Here is a 22,489-nt window from a genome sequence, read left to right as displayed (position 1 = left end):
TCACTGATACGCATATCAAAAAAACTTACTTACTATCAACAGAGAAAATTCCCGATGGCTGTTTTTTCATAATTTCTTGGAAAGATTCTTATATCCTTACTCGAAGTCAATCCGCCCCCCCAAAATAAAAAATAGGAAAAATACTAAGACAACATACTTACCTTTTTATCTCATCTTGTTCTTATGTCTTTTATTAATGTGCTTTGCTTCTGGTACGCTTGCTCCACATCGGTTCCCCCTTTTTAAGCCATTGGAAATCGGTTACATTTTTGTTTACATTTCGTTATCTCTTTCTCTCACTTTCTTTTTAACTTATTTTAACTATATCAAATTGACTTTACGTAAGATTTCAATATCTTTGGTTATGGCAATTTAAAATTTTCGGCAAATGGAACCGTTTACATCAAAAAGGAATTCAAAAAATGACTAAAAAAAAACCCCCTAGTTTAACTAGAGGATTAACTAATTAAGGATGTTGTATTTGATTAAGTCCTGTATTGATTGTCTCCACCGCTTTCTCCACTGAAGACTTTACATCCTTCCCACCAATTCCAACTTCTTCAAATAACGTCTTAATTGCATCGCTTACAACAGGATAAGCTGTGGTAACTGGGCGGTTTCTGGAATAATTTTGTACTTGCAGCCAAAATATATTTTTAGGATATGTGCTAAATTCAGGGAGTTCTTTTGCTACAGAGTATCTTACAGGTATATCACCAGTTTCTTTTACATATTTTTTAATCCCTTCATAACTTGTAACATATTTGATAAACTCCCAAGCTTCCTTTGGATACCCTGTTTTTGAAGAGATTCCAAGTGCCCATCCACCGTTTGGAACAACCTGATACTCTTCCTTTGGCATTGGAGCAACTCCAAAATCCTTTCCCAATTTAAAATTTGGATAATTATTTTCCAGATCAGCTAATGACCAAGAGCCAAGCACCATCATCGCAAGCTTACCCTTAACAAAAGAATCTGGTGGCATTTCAACAGCAGCTACTCTATATAAATGATATAAGTCTTGGTAAAATTGCAGTGCCGCCAACGATTCCTTCGAATCCAAATACCCGCTTGCCGTAGTTCCATTATCACTTAAAACTCCACCTCCGAACTGCCAAAGAAGAGGCATTTTAAAATAGGCTGGAGTTTCACCATCGTTAAATCCTTGTGCCGGGTCAATCCCATAAATCCCCTTTTCCGGTTTATTTAATTTTATAGCCATCTCCAGAACCTGATCCCATGTTAAAGGTTTGGCGGGATCTGAAGACGGAAAAGAGATTCCAGCCTCTTTGAATAGATGCTTATTGTAAAAAAGGGCAATACTTGACTCTACAATGGGAGCAAGGTAGATTTTACCTTTAAACGTTAATCCCTGTAATGTTGATTTAGGGATATCCTCAATCTTTCCCTCTTTTCGCATATTTTGATCAATGGACAAAAGTGAACCTGCATTGGCATAAAGAGCTAAGTTAGGACTATCTATGGCCATAATATCAGGTGGATTTCCACCAGCAATTTGTGTTCTTAATTTTATTTCATAGTCACTATAAGGGATCGATATCATATTAATGACAATATTAGGATGAGTTGCTTCAAAAGAAGAAACTAATTCTTTATATGCTTTATTTTCTGCTAGATTTCCAGAGTTTCGCCAGAACGTCAAATGGATTTGATCTCCAGTGCCGCTTTCATCAGCGTAATCTTTTTGATCGCTAGAGAATGGATAAAAGAAGGGCAATGCAAATCCTGCAATACTTAATAGAATGATTGCAAAAACACTGATGGTTAACCATTTTTTCATCTGCATTCCCCTCTCTTTCGTGCTTTACTGGAATGGTTTACTCTAAAGAATTACGGTATTCAACAGGTGTTAGACCAAAGTGCTTTTTAAAAACAGTACTAAAATACCCTGAATTAGAAAAACCTACCAGGTGTGATACATCAATAATTTTGAGCTGTTTATCTTTTAAGAAATTCTGTGCTTTTTCCATTCGTAAGTTAACAAGATAGTCGCTTAAATTGTTCCCTATATTATTTTTAAAGATTTCAGATAAATAAGTACTATTAATACGAAATAATTCGGATAAGGAGGTAAGTGAAATTTCATTTCCATAGTGCTTATCCAGATAATGCCGAACACTATCAACGATTAATTTTCCATTTGAAAACCTGGCCATACGAACCTTTTCAATAATTAACTGTGCTAATTGAACCAGTTGTTCCAATACTTTACTTTGAGAATTGAGCTTCCAAATACTTTGCTGGCAATGCCACATCATTTTCTGAATGTCCTTTGTTTCAAAATCATATCTTTGAGCAAGTGAACCTAGCAAAAATAACACTCGATTGGCGACAAATGAAAAGGACAAAATGGACTGGTTTTCACTTCCTCCCAAAACCGTGTGAATATTTTCTTTAAATGCTTCAAAATTTACATTTTCAATCGAATTTGTTAATCTTCTTTCAAAATCAGGTGATAAATCAAGCATTTCTTCTTTAGATTCTGTCCCATCTATGACTTGAGACTGTGGCCCCAACTGACTTTGGCTCCAGGAAAGTAAACTAGAAATATACCCAGTTTTAAACTCGGCAAGACCTTTTACGATATTTCCGATTCCAATGACTGTTTCTAAATCCAAGAATGTTTTTACGTTCTTTTGAATTTTGTTAACTAAGCTGGCAGTACTATTTACTTTTTCTGCATCCAGCAAATGTAAAAAATGAATCATATTTGAATAGCCTGGGTCGTAAAACGAATAAGTCCCGCCATGCTCTTTCGCAATTTCCTTAGAAAGCATCTGAAAAGGATGCCACAGATTCTTTACTCTATTGGGATCGTCATCGTACTCTCTAATTTCCACTGTTACAAATTGTACCTCATTATTCTCACTCGCAATTTTTCCCAGCTGAAGCTGACGCAGCCTTTCAGCCACCATTATAGGGTGCATCCATTCCTCTTTTACCAAATAAAGCAAATATTGTTCTTGAACCTCCTGCAGCTGGGTTTGAACAAGCCGGCGCATCCGATCTTTTTCGACTTGATTTCTTTTCTCTTCCTCAACTTCTTTACGAATTTTCCTTAACACTTCTATTAATTCATCAGGGGCAACCGGTTTTAACAGATAATCTTTAACCCCTTCCTTTAACGAACCTCGTACATATTCAAAATCGGAGTATCCCGATAAAACGATTACTTTTACGTTGGGAAATTGTTGATGACAAAGTTTTGCCAATTCAATCCCGTCCATAATTGGCATCCTCATATCCGTAAGGACCACATCAATATCCATGGTTTGGATCAGTTCCAGTGCTTCTTGACCATTGGAAGCCTCGCCTGCAATTTGATATCCTTCCTCTACCCAATCCACTTTCATTCGTAAGCCCTTACGAATTTGTATCTCATCATCTGTGATGATCACCTTCATCATGTATATCTCCCCCATAAATATTTATACATAATGTAATCTTTGTACCTACATTCTTTTCAGAATCAATCTGATAGGAAAAGTTTTGTCCATAGTAAAGCTTCAATCTGCCAAGAACATTCCTTAGTCCAATACTGTTTCCTTTACTCTCTAATACGCTAATTGTTTCATTATTCTTTTCTTGGTTTAGTAAATCTGTGATTATTTCATCAGAAATTCCAATACCCTTATCTTCTACGATAATATATACATGATTTCTAACCTTTGCAGTTTTAATATCAATTTCCGCAAATTTCTTTTCTATAAAACTATATTTAACTGAATTTTCCACGAGTGGCTGTAAAATGAATTTTATAATTGGAAGGGTTTTCGTTTCCGGGTCTTCTTCAATAGTTATAGAGATGGAATCTTCATGCCTCACTTTTAATATGTCTGTGTAACTGCGGATATAATTTAATTCTTCACCTAATTTCACCACATCGCTTTGTGTGTTCAAGGAATATCTCATCATTCGGCCTAAGTAAATACTTACATTCATAACCTCTTTATTTTTGCCTTGAGCCGCTAATCCCCCGATGATTTCAAGCGTATTGTTCAAAAAATGTGGATTAATCTGTAATAATAAGGCTTTATATTCTGCATCCTTCCGTCGTATATTTGCTTCATACTCGTTTTCTATTAGGCTCTTTAATCGATCAATCGTATGACCAAAGACTTTGATTACATAACCCACTTCGTGCTTGGAAGATTTAATTGTTGGCATGAAGCGTTTGGCGCCAGAAAAGTCACCATATTCAAGAAACCCCATGGCCTTAGCAAGCTTTCCTAAAGGACTGACGATATTGGATGAAAACATGTAAGAGGCCACAATCGTTAATAAGAAAACGAGAACGCTAATCAGGAACAGATTATGTTGTAAACGGTTAACTTTTGCGAACAATTCAGCCTTATTTACTTCACTAATAAGAATCCAATCACCAACTGATAGTTTTTGATAAAAAACAAGATGCTTCACTTGGTTATAATCCATTTCCAGTAAACCTTTTTGCGCTTTACCATATTTTATTTTTGCTAAAGTTTGGGTTAAGACCTTTTTAGGAATCTGAATTTTCCCTTGTAAAACGTTCGCTCCCTGTTTATCTAGCAAATAGGCATGACCATTTTTTCCATTTTTGATTTTATTTAAAGCAGTTTCAAACAATGATGAGGGAAAATTAACTTTAATAATCCCATATGAAATAAATGTATTCATATCAAATAGTGGCAAAATATAGCTATTGATAGTCCCTGGTGTCTGTTGGTAAGGATCTTGGTGGGATTTTACAAACCGCTCGTCCTTTTCAGCATAATCTTTATACCAATCCATTTTATTAAGGGAAGGATTATTTCCCCAGGTTCCAGTTCCATCATTTAGAAATACCGAAACCGACATTGCATTAGAATTGTTAGCCATCATGGAAGATAACAGCATTTTCAGTTGATTTTTCATTAACAAACGTTGTTCTTTTGGTATATTAGAATACTCTTTTTCTAACTTTAACCACTGTTGGGTTGTTTGATTAACAAGCACCTGTTTCCCCAAGTCTTCTGCCTGTGTTGTAATCGAATTAATATAGAGAGAGTATTGGTCCATTGCCTCTACCGTTAAATCCTTGGTCTGCATTTCAATAATAGAGGTAAACCAGTTTGGGATAATAAGAGACAAGATAATAAATGGAATGGTTAACAAACAAGTAAAAATAATAAATAAACGATTACGTAGGGAAAAAAACATGTAACCCTCCTAGATCAAGAAAGCCCTTACATTTTTTTAGCAATAAAGATTGAATAATTTTAAACTAACTTTTTAGTTATTACAATACATATTAGAAGACCGATATATTTTCTACTGTTTACAAGTACTGGTAATACAGAACCATTTTACAGTGTTTTTAATACTTATATTTTAATAGTTATTATTTTTAAGAAAACTATTATTTATTTTAGCATTTCCTTTATAATCTTATCATGAGGTATTGAAATATGTTGGTTACCACTAATAAATAAAAATTGCCCTTCTAAAAACTGAATCAGAGGAACGAACTATTGCTATCAACTAGCCATTTAAATATCTATTGGTTTCCTTAGCTATAAAAAGGCCCCTTTGCTTATGGATTTCCCTTCAAGGAAAGAGGTTCTACAATCTATTTGTTCCTTACGCAGTCTATCGGTAAAACGATTCTACAATCCAGAATACCATAAACGGTAAAACCGTTGATTTATTACAACAATTTTGGCGGGGCTGCGTGAGAATCGAACCCACCAGACCTGGCACGCAGGTCTCAAGCAGTTTTGAAGTTAGAGGAAAGATATCCTATTTGATTCCATTAAGATTTATAAAATGCCGTAAAGTATTGATTTAATGCACATTTTAACAAGTCATTTATCATTTAATTTAATCTAATAAATATAAAAACATCTAATCTGTGACCAAGTTGTGACCAAAGATGTAATCTGTTTTCTTGTTTTATTAATGAGATTAAACAAATAATTAAGGAGGTTTATGCAAACCTACTCTTCTTCCATTTGTCACCACTAGTTAGTAAAATCATAATTAACCAGTCACCTTAACTCTCTCAATGACGGATATGCTTCGTCATTAAACAGATTCATTATGAAAATATTGTTTAGTTTTTATTATACCCTATTATGGGGATTATGAGTGATTCATCAATATTTCGTTTATTTAGCTCAATACATAGTAATGTAATAAAGTCCTTGCTTAGATTAAACTCAATAGCTTGATTATATGCATCTAGTAATCTTTCAGTGCTAAGGTTATTCAATTTGTTTCACTCCAATTACCTAAAATATCTTTATTTGAATGGACCAAAAGATTTCTTTAAATTTTGTTGATAACCACGGTTTAGTAACAAATTCAATGGATCAGATTCTTCCCGAAAGGAATGTTTCTAAGAATGCGATTGCCTTTTGTTCATCGATTCCGTCTACTAAAAGTGTAACTTCTTCTCCTTTTCTAATTGCTAAGCACATAACACCCATAATACTTTTACCAGCGACCAATTTGCCTTGTTTAAGAATATTGATGTCACTAGTAAATAAAGATGCTTTCCTCACAAACTCGGATGCAACTTGGCCCTGAAGTCCCCTGTTTAGTAGTACCACAATCTTTTTCTACCATTTATTTTAATCCCCCCTTAATTTCCAGAGAGTTTTTATTTACTCTTGTTATATTTGAATTAGCACCTTTCATTGCTTCGACATCTATTATATTTTCTAACTGAATCTGAAATGGTCATTTAATTAGTTAAAGAAATAAAGGGGGAATGCATGTGGAATGCATTTCCCCTTTAAATATTATCAAGAGATTATTTTTCTACATCAGTTCTTGCCTTCACCCATTTGTCATTAAGATCTTTCATAATTTAATCATAAGATTCTTTCTTATTACCAATTAGCTTTAATAATGGTCTTTTTGAAGTCAGGCTGCGAATCCGTTTGGATCATTTATCCAGCCAATCGGTGTATCAAAGTGAAGATGTTGTCGGTGCTTTGTATCTTCAATAGAGCATCTATGCTCTTTAATATAAGCGTTTACTTTTTTTCAAAATGTTTCTCCAAATGTCTTCACTCCAAAATAAGTTTAAAAAAGATGTTGTCTGTCCTCATTTTTAATATAACAGAATGTTTAGAGGTAAGATTTCAATATTTTTGGTTGAGGACATTTAAAATCTTTGGCAATTGATATCGGATGCAAATAATAAAGTATATTTGTTGAAAGTCCCATCTGATTGTTTCTACAAGTTCTTCTTAATACATGAGGTGAAACAGTTATCCTTCAAAAGGAAATTGACCGTTTTGTATCCGCAATTCGTAAAGAGGAATTATTATAACTGCAATTCACAACCATTGGTTATTTGATCAACCACGGTTAATTTATATTCACCATTGGGAAAAGATCTTTAGTCCATTCGAATTGCAAGAGACAGTTTTGAAGCTGCACTAAAAGCAGGTTTATTTTAATCTATTCAATACCGTTTACAACGGTAAGGATCTTAAATTTTAAATTAAATTATTTGAAATAACATAGGAGTACCGAAACGATTCGAGGAATGAGGGGCCACATGTGTAAATATTTCCAATTGTCCTGAACTGAAAATTAAACATCTTGTTCCATTTCCTTTAGTCTGCGATAAAATGCTGCCTGACTGACTCCCGTAATTGTACATATCTCCTTTACAGTTTTATCTGTAGCATGTGCTCTATGTAGCCCCACTACCTGATTTTTGGTATTGAGCATCATCACTAGAAGCACTTCCCGGTCTTCATCTGCAATGTAAGAGGCTGCTAATTTTTGGGCATCTTCCGGTGAACGAACAGCATACTGTGCAAATGGTTCAGAGGATTCCTTAATTTCCTGTTTGATTCTAACGACTGGTGGGCATTTCAATAACAGAATATATTCAACAAGCTAAAGTGGATGAAGCCAAAAGTTTATTAACCTTTACAACCCATTCTTTGACTGAGATTTCAACTCTTTTAAACTTCCATGATCAAAGTTATTTTTCAAAGGTATTTAAAAAATTTGCAGGTGTGACCCCTGCAAAATTCAGAGATCTACATTAGAAATTTGCTTCGTTTCGACATTCTATCCGTGGTTTCTTCATTATTAAATAGACCGGATCATGTAACAGCATCTGTCTGTACCAACCTAATAACTTCTAAAATTATTTCTCTTCTTTTATTTCTAATTAAAAAGTCCCTGATACCACTCTCCTTTTGGATTAGCGATATCAGGGACTTTTTAGTTGCTTTCCTTCTTTATCAAACGTGTTGGATAATCTTCTGAGAAAGATTCAATCGTAACGTTGAAAAAGCCAGTAAACATAGAAGGCTAGAAAAAGTCTATTACACTTCAATATTGAGAAAAACATCATCTTTTAAAAAATAACCCGACAGATTTAGTTCTGTCGGGTTATTTTTTAATTATATTTTAATACGCAATGAAGTGAAATTAGTTAGGTCAATAATAATGGCACGTTTGACATATCTACATACAATTGCATTCGCTTCTGTGAAATAATGGATTTCCAAAAAAAATCTTGAAAGGAGCAACAGAAAACTATATGATACTTTATATAATATCTCGTGTAAGGAAACATAACATAAGGATTTTATGTAAGAAAACATAACGTTAAAGGTGAAATTATTTACCTAATAAAATCGGAGGGTAATAGTATGCAAATGGGCGATTCAGTATTTGTATTTGTCGCAACAGTGATGGTAATGCTTATGACACCGGGTATCGCTTTATTTTATGGCGGAATGGTAAAAAGTAAAAATGTTCTTAGTACCACGATGCATAGTTATAGCTCCATGGCAATCGTTTCAATTTTGTGGATTTTAGTAGGCTATTCCCTTTCGTTTTCTCCAGGTGGAAATGCTTGGATTGGAGGCATTGAATGGCTTGGGTTAAAAGGGGTTTCGTTTAAACCCAATCCTGATTATAGCGGAACGATCCCTCACAATTTATATATGATTTTTCAAATGATGTTTGCGGTTTTAACCCCTGCCATTATTTCAGGCGCTTTCGCAGAACGCATGCGTTTTTCTGCCTTTATTTTATTCACATCGTTATGGACAGTTATCGTTTATACACCTGTTGCTCATTGGGTCTGGGGAGTAGGAGGATGGCTGCGTGAATTAGGTGCACTAGATTTTGCCGGAGGAACTGTTGTTCATATTTCATCAGGTGTCGCCGGTTTAGTTTTGGCAATCGTTTTAGGAAAACGAAAAAATGCCAGCACAACAGCTCCACACACCCTGCCATTTACGGTTTTAGGAGCTGGGCTCCTTTGGTTTGGCTGGTTTGGCTTTAACGTCGGTAGTGCATTATCGTTAAACAACATAGCAATGATCGCTTTTATCAATACAAATACTGCCGCTGCCGCAGGTATGTTCGGCTGGATTCTGGTTGAGTGGTTTATCAATAAAAAACCAACCATGTTAGGTGCTGTTTCAGGTGCGCTTGCAGGTCTTGTTGCCATTACGCCAGGTTGCGGATTCGTTACACCTTTTGCCTCTATCCTAATTGGTTTTATCGGCGGTCTTATTTGCTTCTGGTCCATTTCCTCGTTGAAGGAAAAGCTTGGCTATGATGACGCATTAGATGCATTTGGACTACACGGCATTGGCGGAACATGGGGTGGCATCGCAACCGGGTTATTTGCTACTAAAACTGTAAACGCAGGCGGGGCGAATGGATTATTTTACGGTAATCCGAGCTTATTTTTGAAACAAATGATCGCCATTCTTTCAACATATATCTTTGTTGCTGTCATAACTTATATTATTATTAAATTAGTAAGCATTTTCATACCTATTCGTGTAGGAGATGAGGAAGAATCACTCGGTCTTGACATTACATTGCATGGAGAGAAAGCGTATCACGAATAAATATAGTGAAAAGGGTGATTGTGTGACCGATAAGTTAACCAAAATTGAAATTATTACACGTCCTGGCAAATTCGATGATTTCAAACAAGAATTAGCAAAAATCGGTGTAAGTGGAATAACCGTTTCAAATGTACTTGGTTGCGGATTGCAAAAAGGTTTTACAGAATTATATCGTGGTGTCAAACGTAAAGTGGACATGCATGAGCGGATTAAAATTGAGATAGTTGTCTGTAAGGTACCTGTTCAGTCGGTCATTGATACCGCCCGCCGGGTATTATACACCGGTCAGCCGGGTGATGGGAAAATATTTGTTTATGAAATCGCTAATGCGATTAAGATTCGAACAGGTGAAGAAGGCTGCGATGCATTACAAAACGAAAAATAATAAGAAGCAGATAAATCAGAACCCGATTAATTAAACTTGGGGCCATCTAATAAGATGGCCCCTGTCTTTTGCTTGATAAAAATCAATATTTTCTATTTCAATCTTTAGCTTTTACAGGCTGTCCTGTTTTCTCATCAAGGAAAAGTTTTTTATTTCGTAGTCCCTTTTTAAAATCAAACATGTTTTCAATACTGCCAGCCTTCTCATCAAGGGAAGTGCCGCCAATTCGTCCTAAATTCCAGTTATCCTCAACAAACTTAAGGATGGATGATTGATCCGTTAATGTATGGTCAACGAAATTAGTCTTAGCATACGGAGAGATTACCAACAGCGGTAATCTTGGACCATATCCTGCTTTACCGGACTCAACTGATTGACCGTTATTTGGTCCATATACATGATCATACCAACCATCTGAATCATCATAAGCGATGACAACCGCTGTATCCTTCCACTCAGGTGTTTTTTGCAGATGATTAATCGTATTAACAATAAATTGCTGTTCATCTAATGGATCTGAATAACCGGCATGACCGTCTTGGTACATTGGTGCTTTAAGGTAGCTGACACTTGGCATATTTCCGCCATCTACAGCTGTCCAGAAATCCTTCATATCATATTGGTGATTCGCTTGATCCGTTTTACCAATCATATCGGAAGAGCTTGGTGAAACATGATTCGGGTTTGCAGTAGACTTATAATATTCAAATGGCTGATGATGCGGGCTATAATCGGTAACAGCTGCACCTCCGATATTTGTATGTTTAGCAGTAGGATCAGCAAAGCCGCCTTGGAACCAGCCCCAAGTAATCCCTTTTTTATTTAGTAAATCGCCAACGTTTTTATTTGTGTCATTCATTGCAACTGTCAAACCGGTTGAGGCTTTATCAAAATAAGGATTAGGGTCACCGGTAACTGTTCCATTCTCAAATTCATTTAAAATATCGTTCGATACTTTTTGACCATTTTTGTCATACAATATTGCCCCGTGAGTTTCACCTGATATCAGATTTAATGCACCGGGTGTAGATGGTCCATATGTGGTTCCAAAGGAGTTATCACTCATCGCAAAGCTTTGAGCGTAATTCCAAAGTGCAGTGACTGTGTTACCATCATAGTAATCCATCACGATTCCCGGATTTTTCCCTCTCCCGGTAGTCTCGACCGCCTTATCCATTTTACCCCCGTCAGTAGCTGCTATTTCATCATGATAACTGTGATCCATATCATCTGTCATCGCCTCGGAGCGATCCAGACGAACAGGTTTTGCAGAGTTCGGATTATTGCTTATCAGATTTGTTTTGGAGATTTCCGGCTGTGTTCCATTATAGTCTTTTGGAGTTAATAGATTATTAACTTCCGGCGTATTCGACTTTGCAGTAAATTTAGGTTCGCCTTTAATGTTTAAAGCATATGGATATGTACCAAAGTAATGATCAAAAGATACATTTTCGCCAAAAATAACAACTACATGTTTAATCGGGGTTTTTGTTTCTGCCTTAACTTCCTTAGCCTGTTCAGTGGCCTTTGTATTTACTTGCGCATTAACTGGGGTGTTAACCATTGGAGATACTGTTAACAAAGTACCTAAAGCGGCAACACTTAGAACATTAAAAACTTTAGCTAGCTTCTTTGCATCCATATATACGCCTCCTATAAATATCTTACAGGTATTACTTTAATAAACTAATGTAAATATAGTATTAACCTAGAGTTAAGTATTGTTGATTGCTTTTAAAAAAATTGTTACAAATAGTTCATTTATTATTCATAGATATTATTACCAGGCGTAAAATTTAGGAGGCAAAAATGTCAAAGCTATATGACTCTTCCATAAAACCGTCGTTAATTGTCCGTGATTTACATCCGGAAAATCAAGAAACACCCATTCAATTTATTAGCACAGATATTATGAATCAGCAGTTATTTTATAGGAGAAACCACTTTTCTTACCCGCCGCTCACCTATTCAAATTATTGGCTGCCTATAAATGGATTAGTTAAAACACCGAAATTGTTTTCAATGCAAGATATCCTAAAGCTTCCTTCAAAAACGATTAAAGTTGTTCTAGAGTGCGCAGGAGACAAACGCAATTTTTTCGAGCCGAAAGTCTATGGAGAACAATGGCAAAAAGGTGCAATAAGTCAAGGGATCTGGAAGGGTGTACCCTTAAAGCTGCTCCTTGAATCAGCAGGAATAAGGATGGGGGCAAAAGAGGTTGTAGTAGAGGGGTATGATTATGGAGAAAGAACGGATACTGATCAGGTTTATCCTTTTTCAAGAAGCTTGCCTTTAGAGAAAGCCCTTCATCCAGATACGATAATTGCATTCGAATATAATAATCAACCAATTCCAATTAAGCACGGTTTTCCGTTAAGATTAATTGTTCCACAGTGGTATGCAATGGCATCGGTAAAATGGATTAAGCAAATTAGTGTAATAGACTCCGAGTTTAATGGTCCTTTTCAATCTATTGATTATGTTTATTATCCAAATAAGGAAAATAACGAAGATGCCTTTCCAGTCACAACCATAAATGTAAATTCTACCATCCAAAAACCATTAGATATGGCCGTTCTAAATACTGGTTTCCATTTAATTAACGGAATTGCCTGGACGGGAAAAGGAGAAATTGGAAAAGTTGAAGTCAGCACGGATGGCGGAAAAAGCTGGTCAAAGGCAAAATGGGCGAATCAAAATAATGGCGGTTATGAATGGACCTCATGGATTTTTGAATGGTCAGTATTGGAAAAAGGTGAATACACGATTATGACGAGGGTAACAGATTCCTATAATCGTAGTCAACCTGCTACCCCCTTTTGGAATCGAAAAGGATATGGATATAATGCTATGGATACAATTAAGGTTAAAATTGAATAATGAAAAGCCCTACACCCGACTTCTATATTATCGGGTATTGGGCTTTTTCAAAAAGGCCTGCTTATTTAATTTGTATTATCAATCATCCGGTTGTCGAGCTGTTCAAGTACAAACGGCCAGGCATATTCATGCCCGTTCTTCGACTCTTCATCAGGAAACCCTGCGTGTGTAAGACGGAGCTGCGTGCCTTTGCCGTGAGGTTCAAGTTCAACTGTGACAACTGTCTCCGCTCCCTTTGTGCCCCCTTCCCCCGTAACCCATGTTAATTCAACGAGTCGATCCTGTTCGAGCCGAAGAAATCTTCCGTAATGAGGATGGCGCTGCGCCTCGCTTTGTTCCTCGAATTTGTAAATGGTTTCAAAGAAAAAGGGGGCATTGACTTCACCTTTCATTAACACCGATCCCGGTGCGGCAAACCATTTGTCAATCTGCTGCGTCCAAGCTCGAAACAGTACATCCGGTGATGAATCCATTAAACGTTCTACTAAAAGAGAAAACGGTCTTGATGAAAGATCAGGAATCGTAATTGGCATTGTCATTTACTTTTTATTCCTTTCGGTTATTCATATTTTAAAATTATTCGAAACTATTTTTCATTAAGGATTCTCAAATAGAAAGTACATAGTTCGTCTTGGTCCATGCCTTTTAACCTAAACCCAATTATCATCTCCACTATTTGAATCATCGAATCCATCATTGTCCTGTTGGTCATCTTTATCATAGTAATCAAAATCATCCGGGTTTTCATCTCTATCGTCTAAATCCCAATCGTCCCGATATCCAATCTCGTCTTGCAATTGAGCAATTTCATGCTCTTGGAGAATATTTTGGTCCATAAGTTCCCGCATTATTTCTTGATCTTCTAAATGCTGCCATGCGTTATATTGATTAAATCCGATTCTGCCTTGTTCAAACAAATAAGTAAGTAAAGCCCCTGCAGCTATCCCTCCTGCAAACGTTCCAAATCTCCCCAATCCTCCGGTTCCGGCTGATGGCCCATAATATTCCGGTTGTTCATAATAGACCCTGCTCTGATCAATTCTTTGCGGTCGATTTCGTTGTGTAAGAGGGCGGATTATTAGAAAATGGACCAATAATATGAGAATCACAATACTAATTAACAACATTGTTTTTCCCTCCATTTCTTTATTTTACAATTTTTTGACGAATGGCTAAAACAGCCGCTTGTGTACAAAAAGACCTCGCTTTAATAATAACGGTTTACTGGCCTCTGTTCAAAATTGATTGATTTCTTTCCGTTTTCCCTGTATTTCGTGGGTTTTTATTTTTAGGTACAAAGACTAAATTTCAATATAACATTTAAGTTTTCATTGCTACCTGATATACTGTTTTTAATACTAGATAGAAAAAGAGGAATTCACTTGAAATTGCATCTAGAGTCTAAAGAGATAGACTTTCATCAATTGGTTGAAAATTCCCTGAATTCAATTTGGATTGTTGGACCAGAGGGTAAAATATTATACTGCAATAAGGCATGTTTGGAATTATTCAAGTTAAAAACTTCAAAAGATATTATATCAAAAGATATGTGGCTTTTTCTTCACCCTGATTTCCATGATAAAAGTAAAGAGCGACTGAGAAGGATTCTCGTTAATCACGAAGTTTTAAAAACAACAGAACTAAAAATGATGAAGAGCAATGGGGAAGAAATTGATGTTGAAGTAATGTCTGTACCTTTTTTTATAAATAATCAAGTTTTCGCACAGGTTACGATGCAAAACATTACACACCGTAAAGCTGCAGAAAAGCTTTTGAATAATCGGGAAAAACTGGCTTCACTTGGTCAAATTGCTGCCGGTATAGCACATGAAGTTAAAAATCCCCTAACAGCTGTAAAAGGATTTTTACAATTAATAAAAGAATCCGGCTCACACCCATACTTAGATATCATGGAAAATGAATTAGAGAAGGCTTTAGCCACTTTACAGAATTTATTACAGGTATCCAAACCGGATTTACACGATGAACCAGTAGTTTCCATCGATTTATGTAAGGAGTTAGCTTCTCTCATCTATTTGTTCCAAGAAAGGCTTTATAAAGTAGAAATAGAAATGGATTTAATGGATTCAGAAAAAAAGATAGTTGGAAAGCGAAACTTATTTCAGAAAGCCTTTTTCAATCTTATAAAGAATTCACTTGAAGCAATTGAGGACAATGGAAAAATTAGAATTGAACATTTTTACAAGGATGAATGGATTCATATAAAAGTGATTGATTCAGGAATAGGTATTCCAAAAGAAAAATTAAAAATGCTGGGAACCCCTTTCTTTACCAGTAAAATAGATGGAACGGGTCTTGGTCTCACACAGGTCTTTACAACGATACATGAACATCAAGGGAATATTTTCATTCAAAGTGAAGTGGGAATCGGAACAACCATTCATATTCAACTTCCTTATAAAGGAAAAAACAATTAAACACTATCTTCTACTTTACACTTAATCATATACATTGGCTGAATTCCTATTTTCTATTATAGGGGATTATAGCTTTAACTTTATCGATACTTCTAGAAGGGAGTATCTTTTTCTTATCTAACTGGCTTGGTTGGCACAATTCCCCAAAGAAAAAAGACCATCAGGTCCCGGATTAACCTTAATCATTACTTTTAATATTGCAGGTAATTAAATAAATAATTATAAGGCATCCATAAAAGGTTATAGGCTTGTTTTTCAACATGAAGAACTAATTCAATGTATTTATTTATTGCCCCGGAACGTTTATGTTCAGCCACTAATCTATTATACTCATTTATCAGCTCGTCCAATTCTTGGCTACAAAATATTGTTTCTTCACATAAAAGCCCTTTTTCCATTCCGATATTTATCATCTCTTCTCTTTTCTCTTTAATTGCCTCTTCTAATTGCTCTAGTCTCATAGCAAAAATACACCCCGTAAAAAACGAATGATTACTTGATTGATTAACATCTGATTCTATTAGTCATGAACAGAATTATAGCATTTTTTAATTTATATTAAATGGCTTCGATAAAACAAGTTAAAAAGAGACAAAAAAAGACGAGATTTGAAGGCTTTCGACAAAAATCCCGAGATTTATCAGGCGACAGTACCCATGTAAATGGCATATAAAAACCGCTAGGATAATTAAATCCTAACGGTTTACTGTGTTGTAAAATCGGTATTTACTTTGAAAATTTTTCCATATCGGATTACATCTATTAAACTTGAGTTGTGGCAGGCACCAAAACCTCCACCAATCGGTCCATCCCTAGTTTTATCATCTCAGGTGTGGAATGGCTAAAGTTTAATCGGAATGTGTTGTTCTTAGGCTGATCAACGTAGAATGGTGCTCCCGGAACAAACGCGACACCATTGTCAACAGCCTTACTGAGTAGAGTGGTTGTGTTTAGCTGTTCACTCCCTTCTACCCACATAAACATACCACCCTTCGGTTCTTTCCAGGTGAATAACCCGGAACCTATTTTACTTAAATAATCCCTCATGATTGTCATCCGATAATAGTACTCTCTTTTTAATAAACTTATATGACTATCAAGGTTGAAATCACGTAACAAATAATATAGTGCTTGCTGGTCAATAGAACTGGAATGTAAATCATTCATTTGCTTTGCCTGTACCATCATTTGAATAATTTCAATTGGCCCCGTAACCCATCCTGTCCTTAAGGCTGGAACGACTGATTTTGAAAAAGTGCTCGTATATACAACATGACTCTGATAAGTGTCAAAGGCTGCTACCGGATGATATTCTTCATCTTGATGAAATTGAATATCACCGTAAGGGTCGTCCTCAAGTACAAGGACGTTATATTCATAACATAGATTAAGTAAATTTAGACGCCGTTCATTGTTCCAGACCTTCCCATCCGGATTAGAAAAAGTAGGAATGACATAGACAAATTTAGGACGTAAAATTTCCATTTTGGCCTTTAAGTCATCCGGATCCATTCCATTTTCGTCACTTTTAACTGCTATTACTTGGGCTCCATAAGATCGAAAAACCTGTAAGGCTGACAAATAAGTAGGGTCTTCAGTAAGCACAACATCGCCGGGTGTAAGCATAATCCTTGCAAACAAGTCGATTACTTGTTGCGAACCTGTTGTAATAAGAATGTTATCAGGATTGGACGAAATCCCTTTTGGCTCCATTTTTGTTTGGATTGCTTCTCTAAGCGGTTTGAATCCTTCTGTTAAACCATATTGCAATGAGGATTTTCCTGATGCAAATACTTTTTCATAAGCAATTTTCACTTGCTCCAATGGAAATATATCTTCAGCAGGTAATCCTCCTGCAAATGAAATCACATGTCCTTGTTGAGTAACCTTAAGTATGTCTCTTACTGCAGAAGATTGATAGGTTTTAGTTTGTGGTGCAAATGAATAATTCATAGAAGTCCCTTCCTTTTTGAATGAATCTGTATCATGGCAAATCCATATGATATAATATATTGTCATTAATAGTATAATATAGAATACCATTTTGCAATATTTTTACTAAATATTCAGAAAAAATATTTGCTATTTGATACCCTTTTTTTATGTTATTAATGTTTTGTACCTGAAAACAGAACCTTTACAATAAATGAGGATTTTTCATCATGATTACTTCCTATCTTTTCCATGAAAGAAATGCCAATTTCCTCTTTCCGCAGGAAAGAGATTTAACTCTTTTACTTTATCTGCATGGTTAGTAATAATTTCAGTAAAGATTTCCTGTGTTGACTTATTTTTCGTTTCAATACCTAAATTTTTAGCTGCTTGGATAATCGTTTTCTCCCGCACTTCATGTGAGATTTCACGAAGATCCTTTCCATTCGTGTTAATCCCTAATTCTTTGGCTTGCTTATTAATACGTGCATCATACACTTCATGGGCCAAATCTTTAAGCTCTTTCCCCTCTGTTGAAATCCCTAATTCCTTTGCCTCTTTTTTAATTTCTTTATCAAGGATTTCATTGAATAACGCTTTTGTATCCTTGCCTGTGGGATTAATTCCTAATTCTTTTGCCTTATTTTTTATCCACATAGCACTCACTTCTTTTCTTATCGTGGCAGCATCTTTCCCTTTGGTATTTATCCCTAGTGATTCCGCCTTCTTCTTTATCATCGCTTCCCTTACTTCTTTTTCCAGGGTCTGAGTATTTTTACCCTTTGTTTCGATTCCCAGCATTTCTGCCTGTTTCTTGATAAACTCCGGATTGTTCCTAAAATGACCTTTATGGCCAATTTCATGATGTACAGGGCGTAATTCCATGCTTCCTTCATTTGCTGCAAAAGCCTGTGATGATCCAATCAATCCAAACAAAAACGCTACTGAAAAAATGTAAGAAACGAACATCCTTTTCTTCATGTAACTTCCTCCTTAATTTTTGGGATTTACAGAAGATAGGATGTCCGAAATTTGTTACCATTTTATGAATGAAATGTTAAATAATCTATCTATTCTTCAAGGCACCTCAAAAAATTTTATTCCAGTAAACTGAGTTCATTTGATTTAGATCCCACACAGCAGTACCGGCTAGGTGTAATTGAGGAATCAAGTCCAAATATAAGTTATATGATTTCTCATTGGGAAGCCAGATTTTATATTGTAAGTTCTGTGCAGTATATGAAATAAAATACTCCCCCAACGTTGAGTCCCAAGCTAAGTTCCGATGATTTTGAGCTACTAACTTCTCAACATATTGAAGAGGTTCTGCAGGATTCTTTACAACATGATCCTGCTGATTTTGTTCCCAAATTCTCGTATAGGCGGGAAGTCCCAGTATTAATTTTTCAGCAGGAATCCCCGTATGAAGATATTCTTTTAAATTTTCTTTTAACCATGATAAAGAGGTAATAGGCCCGGGAATTGGATCCGTTGACCAATGTTGATCATATCCCATGAAAATAATATAGTTGCAATACTTCCCAAGGACTTCATGATCAAATGGGGTTCCTATATTATTACTTCCAATTGTTTCGGGAGGGAGATCAATAGAAAGAATAACTGAGGATTTATTTAATCCGTCCGATAAAGCTTTTACAAATTGGGAAAAAGCATTTCGATCCTCACTACTTACATTTTCAATATCTAAATTTACTCCATCCCAATGATTGGCTTTTGCACTATGAATAATCTTATCAATCACCTCATGGACTTTTTTAGATTTAGCTAAAAATGTATGAACATTTGTACTCGTATCAGTACCAATGATTACTCTTGTCCAGATTCTTTTTCCTTGCTCGCGAATGGTGTTAGTTAAGGATGGGTCTGATATTACTTTTAGATTAAATTGATTATCAATAGTCGCTAATTCAGGTGAAACTACCTTTAGATTATGATAATCAGCTAAATGTTGAAAGTTAGTACTGTTGCCGGAAACCCATCCTATGTCAAGTGGCGATTTTTGGGAAGAAGCATTATTAGGTTTCTGATTACTTTTGAATCTTGATGATGCTTGATCCTGCTTTGAAACCGTAAATAAATCATTGAAATGCATAGAAGCAGCACCCGCTCCAAAAAACATGATAATAATGCTAGGGATAATCATGACAATGAGGAAGAGAAAAACGAATAGAACCCAGATTAATTTTTTATACCGAAGTTTGGTGGCTGACCCAAAACCATGATTAGAGGTGTCTTTCATGATTAATACCTCCATTTTGATATTTCTTTTCTATTCATATGTAAAATCATTGGGTCAAGAACTAAAACTAGTATTGTTATATTTTTTTAATAACCACATCAACCACTGAAACAAAAAAGCTAACGCTCTAAAACGTCAGCCTTTAAAACAAATTCACCACACTCGGGATTTACAACTTTACGGAGGGCGCAGTGCATGACACCCTGATTATCTGACCGCTTTTTTTAAGATTGGTTGAATAACTCCCGGCATGGTATTGTTCTTTTTCTTATAGGCGTGCCAGTAGGCCATTGCTATAAACACAGTTCCGCCAACCGCATTTCCTAAAAAAACAGGGATAAAATTATGAATATATTCCATCCATGTAAAATGGCCTGCAAATATTGCAGCAGGGATGACAAACATATTAGCCACTACGTGTTGAAAACCAATTGCAACAAATGCCATTGTTGGAAACCAAATACCTGCAATTTTCCCCATCATATCTTCTGCCCCATAGGACAACCATACTGCCGAAGCAACTAACCAATTGCAGCCAATTCCAGATAGAAAGGCTTGGAGGAAGGATGCTTCAAGTTTATGCTGGGCGATACTAACAGTCTTGGTCAAGAAAGGTGCCGTTTCTGTAAGGCCAACAACATGACCGAAAAAGTAGGCAATAAAAACTGCTCCGGCAAAATTACTGACCGTAACAAGGAACCAATTATAGAAAACCTTCCAAGTACTTATCTTGTTCGCCATCCGAGCGATTGGCACAGCCATCATATTTCCTGTCAAAAGCTCACCGCCTGCAAGTAAGGTAAGAATAAGACCAACAGGAAAAACAGATGCTCCGATCAAACTGCTTAATCCTTCTAGGTTTACAGATAATGTAGCTGTTACACGAATGAAAAGTAAATAACCTAAAGCAATAAATGCACCTGCTTCAAACCCTAATATAAGAGTTTCCATAAAAGGGTATTTCGTTTTTTTAATACCGTTTTCCACTGTGATCTCCATTATTTTTTCGGGTTTACTGTAAGCCATAAAAAACACTCCTCTAAAATGATATCCATATCCATAACAATGTGAAATGTTGAACATACTTTGATTTTATCGTATTTTTCGCCATTCACTTGTGAAAAGTTTTCTACTATTTTTATAGCGCTTTCAATTTCCAATATTGGCAACACCCACTTATAAGAAAACTGACGTATTGATATATTTTTAACAATAAGCCAAAAAGGCTCCCGAGAGTTACTCGGCAGCCTCTTATAGGTATAAATTACTAGTAAGACCTTTTATTTCGATTGCGTAAGAACGTTGGAATATCCAACGAATCTTCCGACTCCTGCAATTGTCGCCTGTTTTCATGCACCGATGGTTCCGGTTCCTGCCTTTGTCGGCTATTTTCATACACTGGTGGTTCCGGCTCCTGCCATTGGCGGCTACTATTTTTATACACTGGTGGTTCCGGCTCCTGCCATTGGCGGCCATTTTCATAAACTGGTTCTTCCCGTATTATCTGTTCACGTCTAGGTCGTACTTGTGACCGGGGTTTTGAAATTACTTCCTTTGAAGAATTGGAAGCAGGTGTTAAGTAAGGATCCTCTTTATCAACAAAACCAGTCGCAATAACCGTGATCATAATTTCATCTTTTAGGCTTTCGTTAATAATCGAACCAAAAATCATGTTTAATTCTTGGTCTGTAGCGGCACCAACAATATCTGCTGCCTCTTGTACCTCATACAGACTTAAATTGCTTCCTCCGGTTATATTCATTAACACGCCTTGAGCTCCATCGATGGAAGTTTCAAGTAACGGACTGGAAATCGCCTTTCTTGCTGCTTCAGCAGCACGGCCTTCACCTTTTGCGACCCCAATACCCATTAACGCAGTACCCTTATTGGTCATAATCGTTTTCACATCCGCAAAATCCAGATTGATTAATCCAGGAACGGCAATTAAATCTGAAATACCTTGAACACCCTGACGAAGAACATTATCTGCTTCACGGAAAGCCTGAAGCATTGGCGTTTTTTTATCTACAATCTGTAATAAGCGATCATTTGGAATGATAATTAATGTATCCACAGCTTTTCTCATTAAATCGATTCCGGCTGCTGCATTTGTTGCACGTTTATGGCCTTCAAATCCAAACGGACGTGTTACAACACCAATCGTTAGCGCTCCGAGATCGCGGGAAATTTTCGCAATCGCAGGAGCTGCCCCTGTTCCTGTACCGCCGCCCATTCCGGCTGTAACGAATACCATGTCTGCTCCTTTTAATGCTTCTTGCAGCTGCGTTTTGCTTTCTTCCACTGCTTTTCTGCCAACCTCCGGGTTTGCACCTGCTCCCAAACCTCTTGTCAACGTTGTACCAATTTGCATTTTAATTTCTGCTTTTGATAGTTTAAGTGCTTGAGCATCTGTATTGACAGCAATAAATTCAACGCCTTGGATACCATCCTCAATCATCCGGTTAACGGCGTTATTTCCTCCGCCGCCGACACCGATTACTTTAATTCTAGCAATTTGATCTATATTCATGTCAAAATCCCACATTCATTGGTCCACCTGCCTATGTATTTACAAATCCATATTTCATTTTTACTAATTAATATTTTAACAAAATAATCAGGTTTTTTATATAGTCCTCCAGTCACTCCTATTTCGTAGGTATGGATTCACTATTCCCGCTTTTATTATCATTATATCGCAAGGTTTAAGTGA

The 22,489-nt window shown here is 36.2% G+C and carries 21 protein-coding genes and 1 pseudogene; 6 read left to right on the top strand and 16 right to left on the bottom strand.

Annotated elements, in window-relative coordinates:
* Positions 1-466: 466 nt before the first annotated feature.
* The 5 genes from AC3ANV_RS11580 to AC3ANV_RS11560 form a co-directional block, all read right to left on the bottom strand.
* Positions 467-1,801, bottom strand: a complete 1,335-nt coding sequence (locus AC3ANV_RS11580) for an ABC transporter substrate-binding protein (protein ID WP_488313732.1) — start codon at positions 1,799-1,801, stop codon at positions 467-469.
* 37 nt (positions 1,802-1,838) lie between these two features.
* Positions 1,839-3,428, bottom strand: coding sequence for a response regulator transcription factor (locus tag AC3ANV_RS11575; RefSeq protein ID WP_488313731.1), 1,590 nt, complete (start codon positions 3,426-3,428; stop codon positions 1,839-1,841).
* Positions 3,403-5,199: a cache domain-containing sensor histidine kinase gene (locus AC3ANV_RS11570; RefSeq protein WP_488313730.1), complete on the bottom strand. Its 1,797-nt coding sequence runs from the start codon at positions 5,197-5,199 to the stop codon at positions 3,403-3,405. Before AC3ANV_RS11570 ends, AC3ANV_RS11575 begins: the two co-directional genes overlap by 26 nt.
* A gap of 892 nt (positions 5,200-6,091) precedes the next feature.
* Positions 6,092-6,250, bottom strand: a complete 159-nt coding sequence (sda, locus tag AC3ANV_RS11565) for a sporulation histidine kinase inhibitor Sda (RefSeq protein ID WP_488313729.1) — start codon at positions 6,248-6,250, stop codon at positions 6,092-6,094.
* A gap of 100 nt (positions 6,251-6,350) precedes the next feature.
* Positions 6,351-6,590 carry an HPr family phosphocarrier protein gene (locus tag AC3ANV_RS11560; RefSeq protein ID WP_488313728.1) on the bottom strand — a complete coding sequence of 80 codons (240 nt, stop codon included), beginning with the start codon at positions 6,588-6,590 and terminating at the stop codon, positions 6,351-6,353.
* Between the two features lie 718 nt (positions 6,591-7,308).
* On the opposite strand from AC3ANV_RS11560, the gene AC3ANV_RS11555 reads away from it, so the two are divergent.
* Entirely contained in the window at positions 7,309-7,431 is a 123-nt protein-coding gene (locus AC3ANV_RS11555) for a DUF1259 domain-containing protein (RefSeq protein ID WP_488314190.1), read from the top strand.
* Between the two features lie 153 nt (positions 7,432-7,584).
* Here AC3ANV_RS11555 and AC3ANV_RS11550 read toward each other — a convergent pair whose 3' ends face one another.
* On the bottom strand, positions 7,585-7,875 hold the full coding sequence (locus tag AC3ANV_RS11550) for a hypothetical protein (protein WP_488313727.1): 291 nt from the start codon (positions 7,873-7,875) through the stop codon (positions 7,585-7,587).
* On the opposite strand from AC3ANV_RS11550, the pseudogene AC3ANV_RS11545 reads away from it, so the two are divergent.
* The 3 genes and pseudogenes from AC3ANV_RS11545 to AC3ANV_RS11535 form a co-directional block, all read left to right on the top strand.
* Positions 7,863-8,051: pseudogene (locus AC3ANV_RS11545) on the top strand (helix-turn-helix transcriptional regulator); the annotation flags it as partial. The gene AC3ANV_RS11550 and the pseudogene AC3ANV_RS11545 sit on opposite strands and share 13 nt — an antisense overlap.
* Before the next feature lie 612 nt (positions 8,052-8,663).
* On the top strand, positions 8,664-9,881 hold the full coding sequence (locus AC3ANV_RS11540) for an ammonium transporter (RefSeq protein ID WP_488313726.1): 1,218 nt from the start codon (positions 8,664-8,666) through the stop codon (positions 9,879-9,881).
* A gap of 22 nt (positions 9,882-9,903) precedes the next feature.
* On the top strand, positions 9,904-10,266 hold the full coding sequence (locus AC3ANV_RS11535; RefSeq protein WP_488313725.1) for a P-II family nitrogen regulator: 363 nt from the start codon (positions 9,904-9,906) through the stop codon (positions 10,264-10,266).
* 97 nt (positions 10,267-10,363) lie between these two features.
* Here the strand turns inward: AC3ANV_RS11535 and AC3ANV_RS11530 are convergent, their stop codons facing one another.
* Positions 10,364-11,908 carry a phospholipase C gene (locus tag AC3ANV_RS11530; protein ID WP_488313724.1) on the bottom strand — a complete coding sequence of 515 codons (1,545 nt, stop codon included), beginning with the start codon at positions 11,906-11,908 and terminating at the stop codon, positions 10,364-10,366.
* Positions 11,909-12,075: 167 nt separating this feature from the next.
* Here AC3ANV_RS11530 and AC3ANV_RS11525 point away from each other — a divergent pair, with 167 nt between their 5' ends.
* Positions 12,076-13,146, top strand: a complete 1,071-nt coding sequence (locus AC3ANV_RS11525; protein WP_488313723.1) for a sulfite oxidase — start codon at positions 12,076-12,078, stop codon at positions 13,144-13,146.
* Between the two features lie 65 nt (positions 13,147-13,211).
* On the opposite strand, the gene AC3ANV_RS11520 is transcribed toward AC3ANV_RS11525, so the two are convergent.
* Both AC3ANV_RS11520 and AC3ANV_RS11515 read right to left on the bottom strand, forming a co-directional pair.
* On the bottom strand, positions 13,212-13,685 hold the full coding sequence (locus AC3ANV_RS11520; protein WP_488313722.1) for an SRPBCC family protein: 474 nt from the start codon (positions 13,683-13,685) through the stop codon (positions 13,212-13,214).
* A 111-nt stretch (positions 13,686-13,796) separates the two neighbouring features.
* Complete coding sequence (locus AC3ANV_RS11515) at positions 13,797-14,273, bottom strand: hypothetical protein (protein WP_488313721.1); 477 nt, start codon at positions 14,271-14,273, stop codon at positions 13,797-13,799.
* Between the two features lie 255 nt (positions 14,274-14,528).
* Between AC3ANV_RS11515 and AC3ANV_RS11510 the strand changes: the two genes are divergently transcribed.
* Positions 14,529-15,584: a two-component system sensor histidine kinase NtrB gene (locus AC3ANV_RS11510; protein ID WP_488313720.1), complete on the top strand. Its 1,056-nt coding sequence runs from the start codon at positions 14,529-14,531 to the stop codon at positions 15,582-15,584.
* Positions 15,585-15,775: 191 nt separating this feature from the next.
* Here AC3ANV_RS11510 and AC3ANV_RS11505 read toward each other — a convergent pair whose 3' ends face one another.
* The 7 genes from AC3ANV_RS11505 to ftsZ form a co-directional block, all read right to left on the bottom strand.
* Complete coding sequence (locus AC3ANV_RS11505) at positions 15,776-16,045, bottom strand: Spo0E family sporulation regulatory protein-aspartic acid phosphatase (protein WP_488313719.1); 270 nt, start codon at positions 16,043-16,045, stop codon at positions 15,776-15,778.
* 301 nt (positions 16,046-16,346) lie between these two features.
* Positions 16,347-17,537, bottom strand: coding sequence for an aminotransferase-like domain-containing protein (locus AC3ANV_RS11500; protein ID WP_488313718.1), 1,191 nt, complete (start codon positions 17,535-17,537; stop codon positions 16,347-16,349).
* Positions 17,538-17,750: 213 nt separating this feature from the next.
* Positions 17,751-18,497, bottom strand: coding sequence for a hypothetical protein (locus AC3ANV_RS11495; RefSeq protein ID WP_488313717.1), 747 nt, complete (start codon positions 18,495-18,497; stop codon positions 17,751-17,753).
* 106 nt (positions 18,498-18,603) lie between these two features.
* Complete coding sequence (locus AC3ANV_RS11490; RefSeq protein ID WP_488313716.1) at positions 18,604-19,776, bottom strand: glycosyl hydrolase family 18 protein; 1,173 nt, start codon at positions 19,774-19,776, stop codon at positions 18,604-18,606.
* Positions 19,777-19,983: 207 nt separating this feature from the next.
* Positions 19,984-20,802, bottom strand: a complete 819-nt coding sequence (locus AC3ANV_RS11485; RefSeq protein WP_488313715.1) for a formate/nitrite transporter family protein — start codon at positions 20,800-20,802, stop codon at positions 19,984-19,986.
* Complete coding sequence (locus tag AC3ANV_RS11480; RefSeq protein WP_488313714.1) at positions 20,775-20,936, bottom strand: hypothetical protein; 162 nt, start codon at positions 20,934-20,936, stop codon at positions 20,775-20,777. Before AC3ANV_RS11480 ends, AC3ANV_RS11485 begins: the two co-directional genes overlap by 28 nt.
* 107 nt (positions 20,937-21,043) lie before the next feature.
* Positions 21,044-22,321 carry a cell division protein FtsZ gene (gene ftsZ, locus AC3ANV_RS11475; protein ID WP_488313713.1) on the bottom strand — a complete coding sequence of 426 codons (1,278 nt, stop codon included), beginning with the start codon at positions 22,319-22,321 and terminating at the stop codon, positions 21,044-21,046.
* Positions 22,322-22,489 lie beyond the last annotated feature (168 nt).

The sequence above is a fragment of the Neobacillus sp. DFD-2R genome (genome assembly GCF_057747865.1).
The sequence above is the reverse complement of the archived record's forward strand: the minus strand, read 5'-3'. Positions and strand labels throughout refer to the sequence as shown.

Coding starts and splice junctions, on each gene's coding strand:
- AC3ANV_RS11570 (WP_488313730.1), bottom strand. CDS start 5,199: ATGTTTTTTTCCCTACGTAATCGTTTATTTATTATTTTTACTTGTTTG.
- AC3ANV_RS11485 (WP_488313715.1), bottom strand. CDS start 20,802: ATGGCTTACAGTAAACCCGAAAAAATAATGGAGATCACAGTGGAAAAC.
- AC3ANV_RS11580 (WP_488313732.1), bottom strand. CDS start 1,801: ATGAAAAAATGGTTAACCATCAGTGTTTTTGCAATCATTCTATTAAGT.
- AC3ANV_RS11490 (WP_488313716.1), bottom strand. CDS start 19,776: ATGAAAGACACCTCTAATCATGGTTTTGGGTCAGCCACCAAACTTCGG.
- AC3ANV_RS11540 (WP_488313726.1), top strand. CDS start 8,664: ATGCAAATGGGCGATTCAGTATTTGTATTTGTCGCAACAGTGATGGTA.
- AC3ANV_RS11525 (WP_488313723.1), top strand. CDS start 12,076: ATGTCAAAGCTATATGACTCTTCCATAAAACCGTCGTTAATTGTCCGT.
- AC3ANV_RS11500 (WP_488313718.1), bottom strand. CDS start 17,537: ATGAATTATTCATTTGCACCACAAACTAAAACCTATCAATCTTCTGCA.
- ftsZ (WP_488313713.1), bottom strand. CDS start 22,321: ATGTGGGATTTTGACATGAATATAGATCAAATTGCTAGAATTAAAGTA.
- AC3ANV_RS11575 (WP_488313731.1), bottom strand. CDS start 3,428: ATGATGAAGGTGATCATCACAGATGATGAGATACAAATTCGTAAGGGC.
- AC3ANV_RS11530 (WP_488313724.1), bottom strand. CDS start 11,908: ATGGATGCAAAGAAGCTAGCTAAAGTTTTTAATGTTCTAAGTGTTGCC.
- AC3ANV_RS11520 (WP_488313722.1), bottom strand. CDS start 13,685: ATGACAATGCCAATTACGATTCCTGATCTTTCATCAAGACCGTTTTCT.
- AC3ANV_RS11505 (WP_488313719.1), bottom strand. CDS start 16,045: ATGAGACTAGAGCAATTAGAAGAGGCAATTAAAGAGAAAAGAGAAGAG.
- AC3ANV_RS11515 (WP_488313721.1), bottom strand. CDS start 14,273: ATGTTGTTAATTAGTATTGTGATTCTCATATTATTGGTCCATTTTCTA.
- AC3ANV_RS11495 (WP_488313717.1), bottom strand. CDS start 18,497: ATGAAGAAAAGGATGTTCGTTTCTTACATTTTTTCAGTAGCGTTTTTG.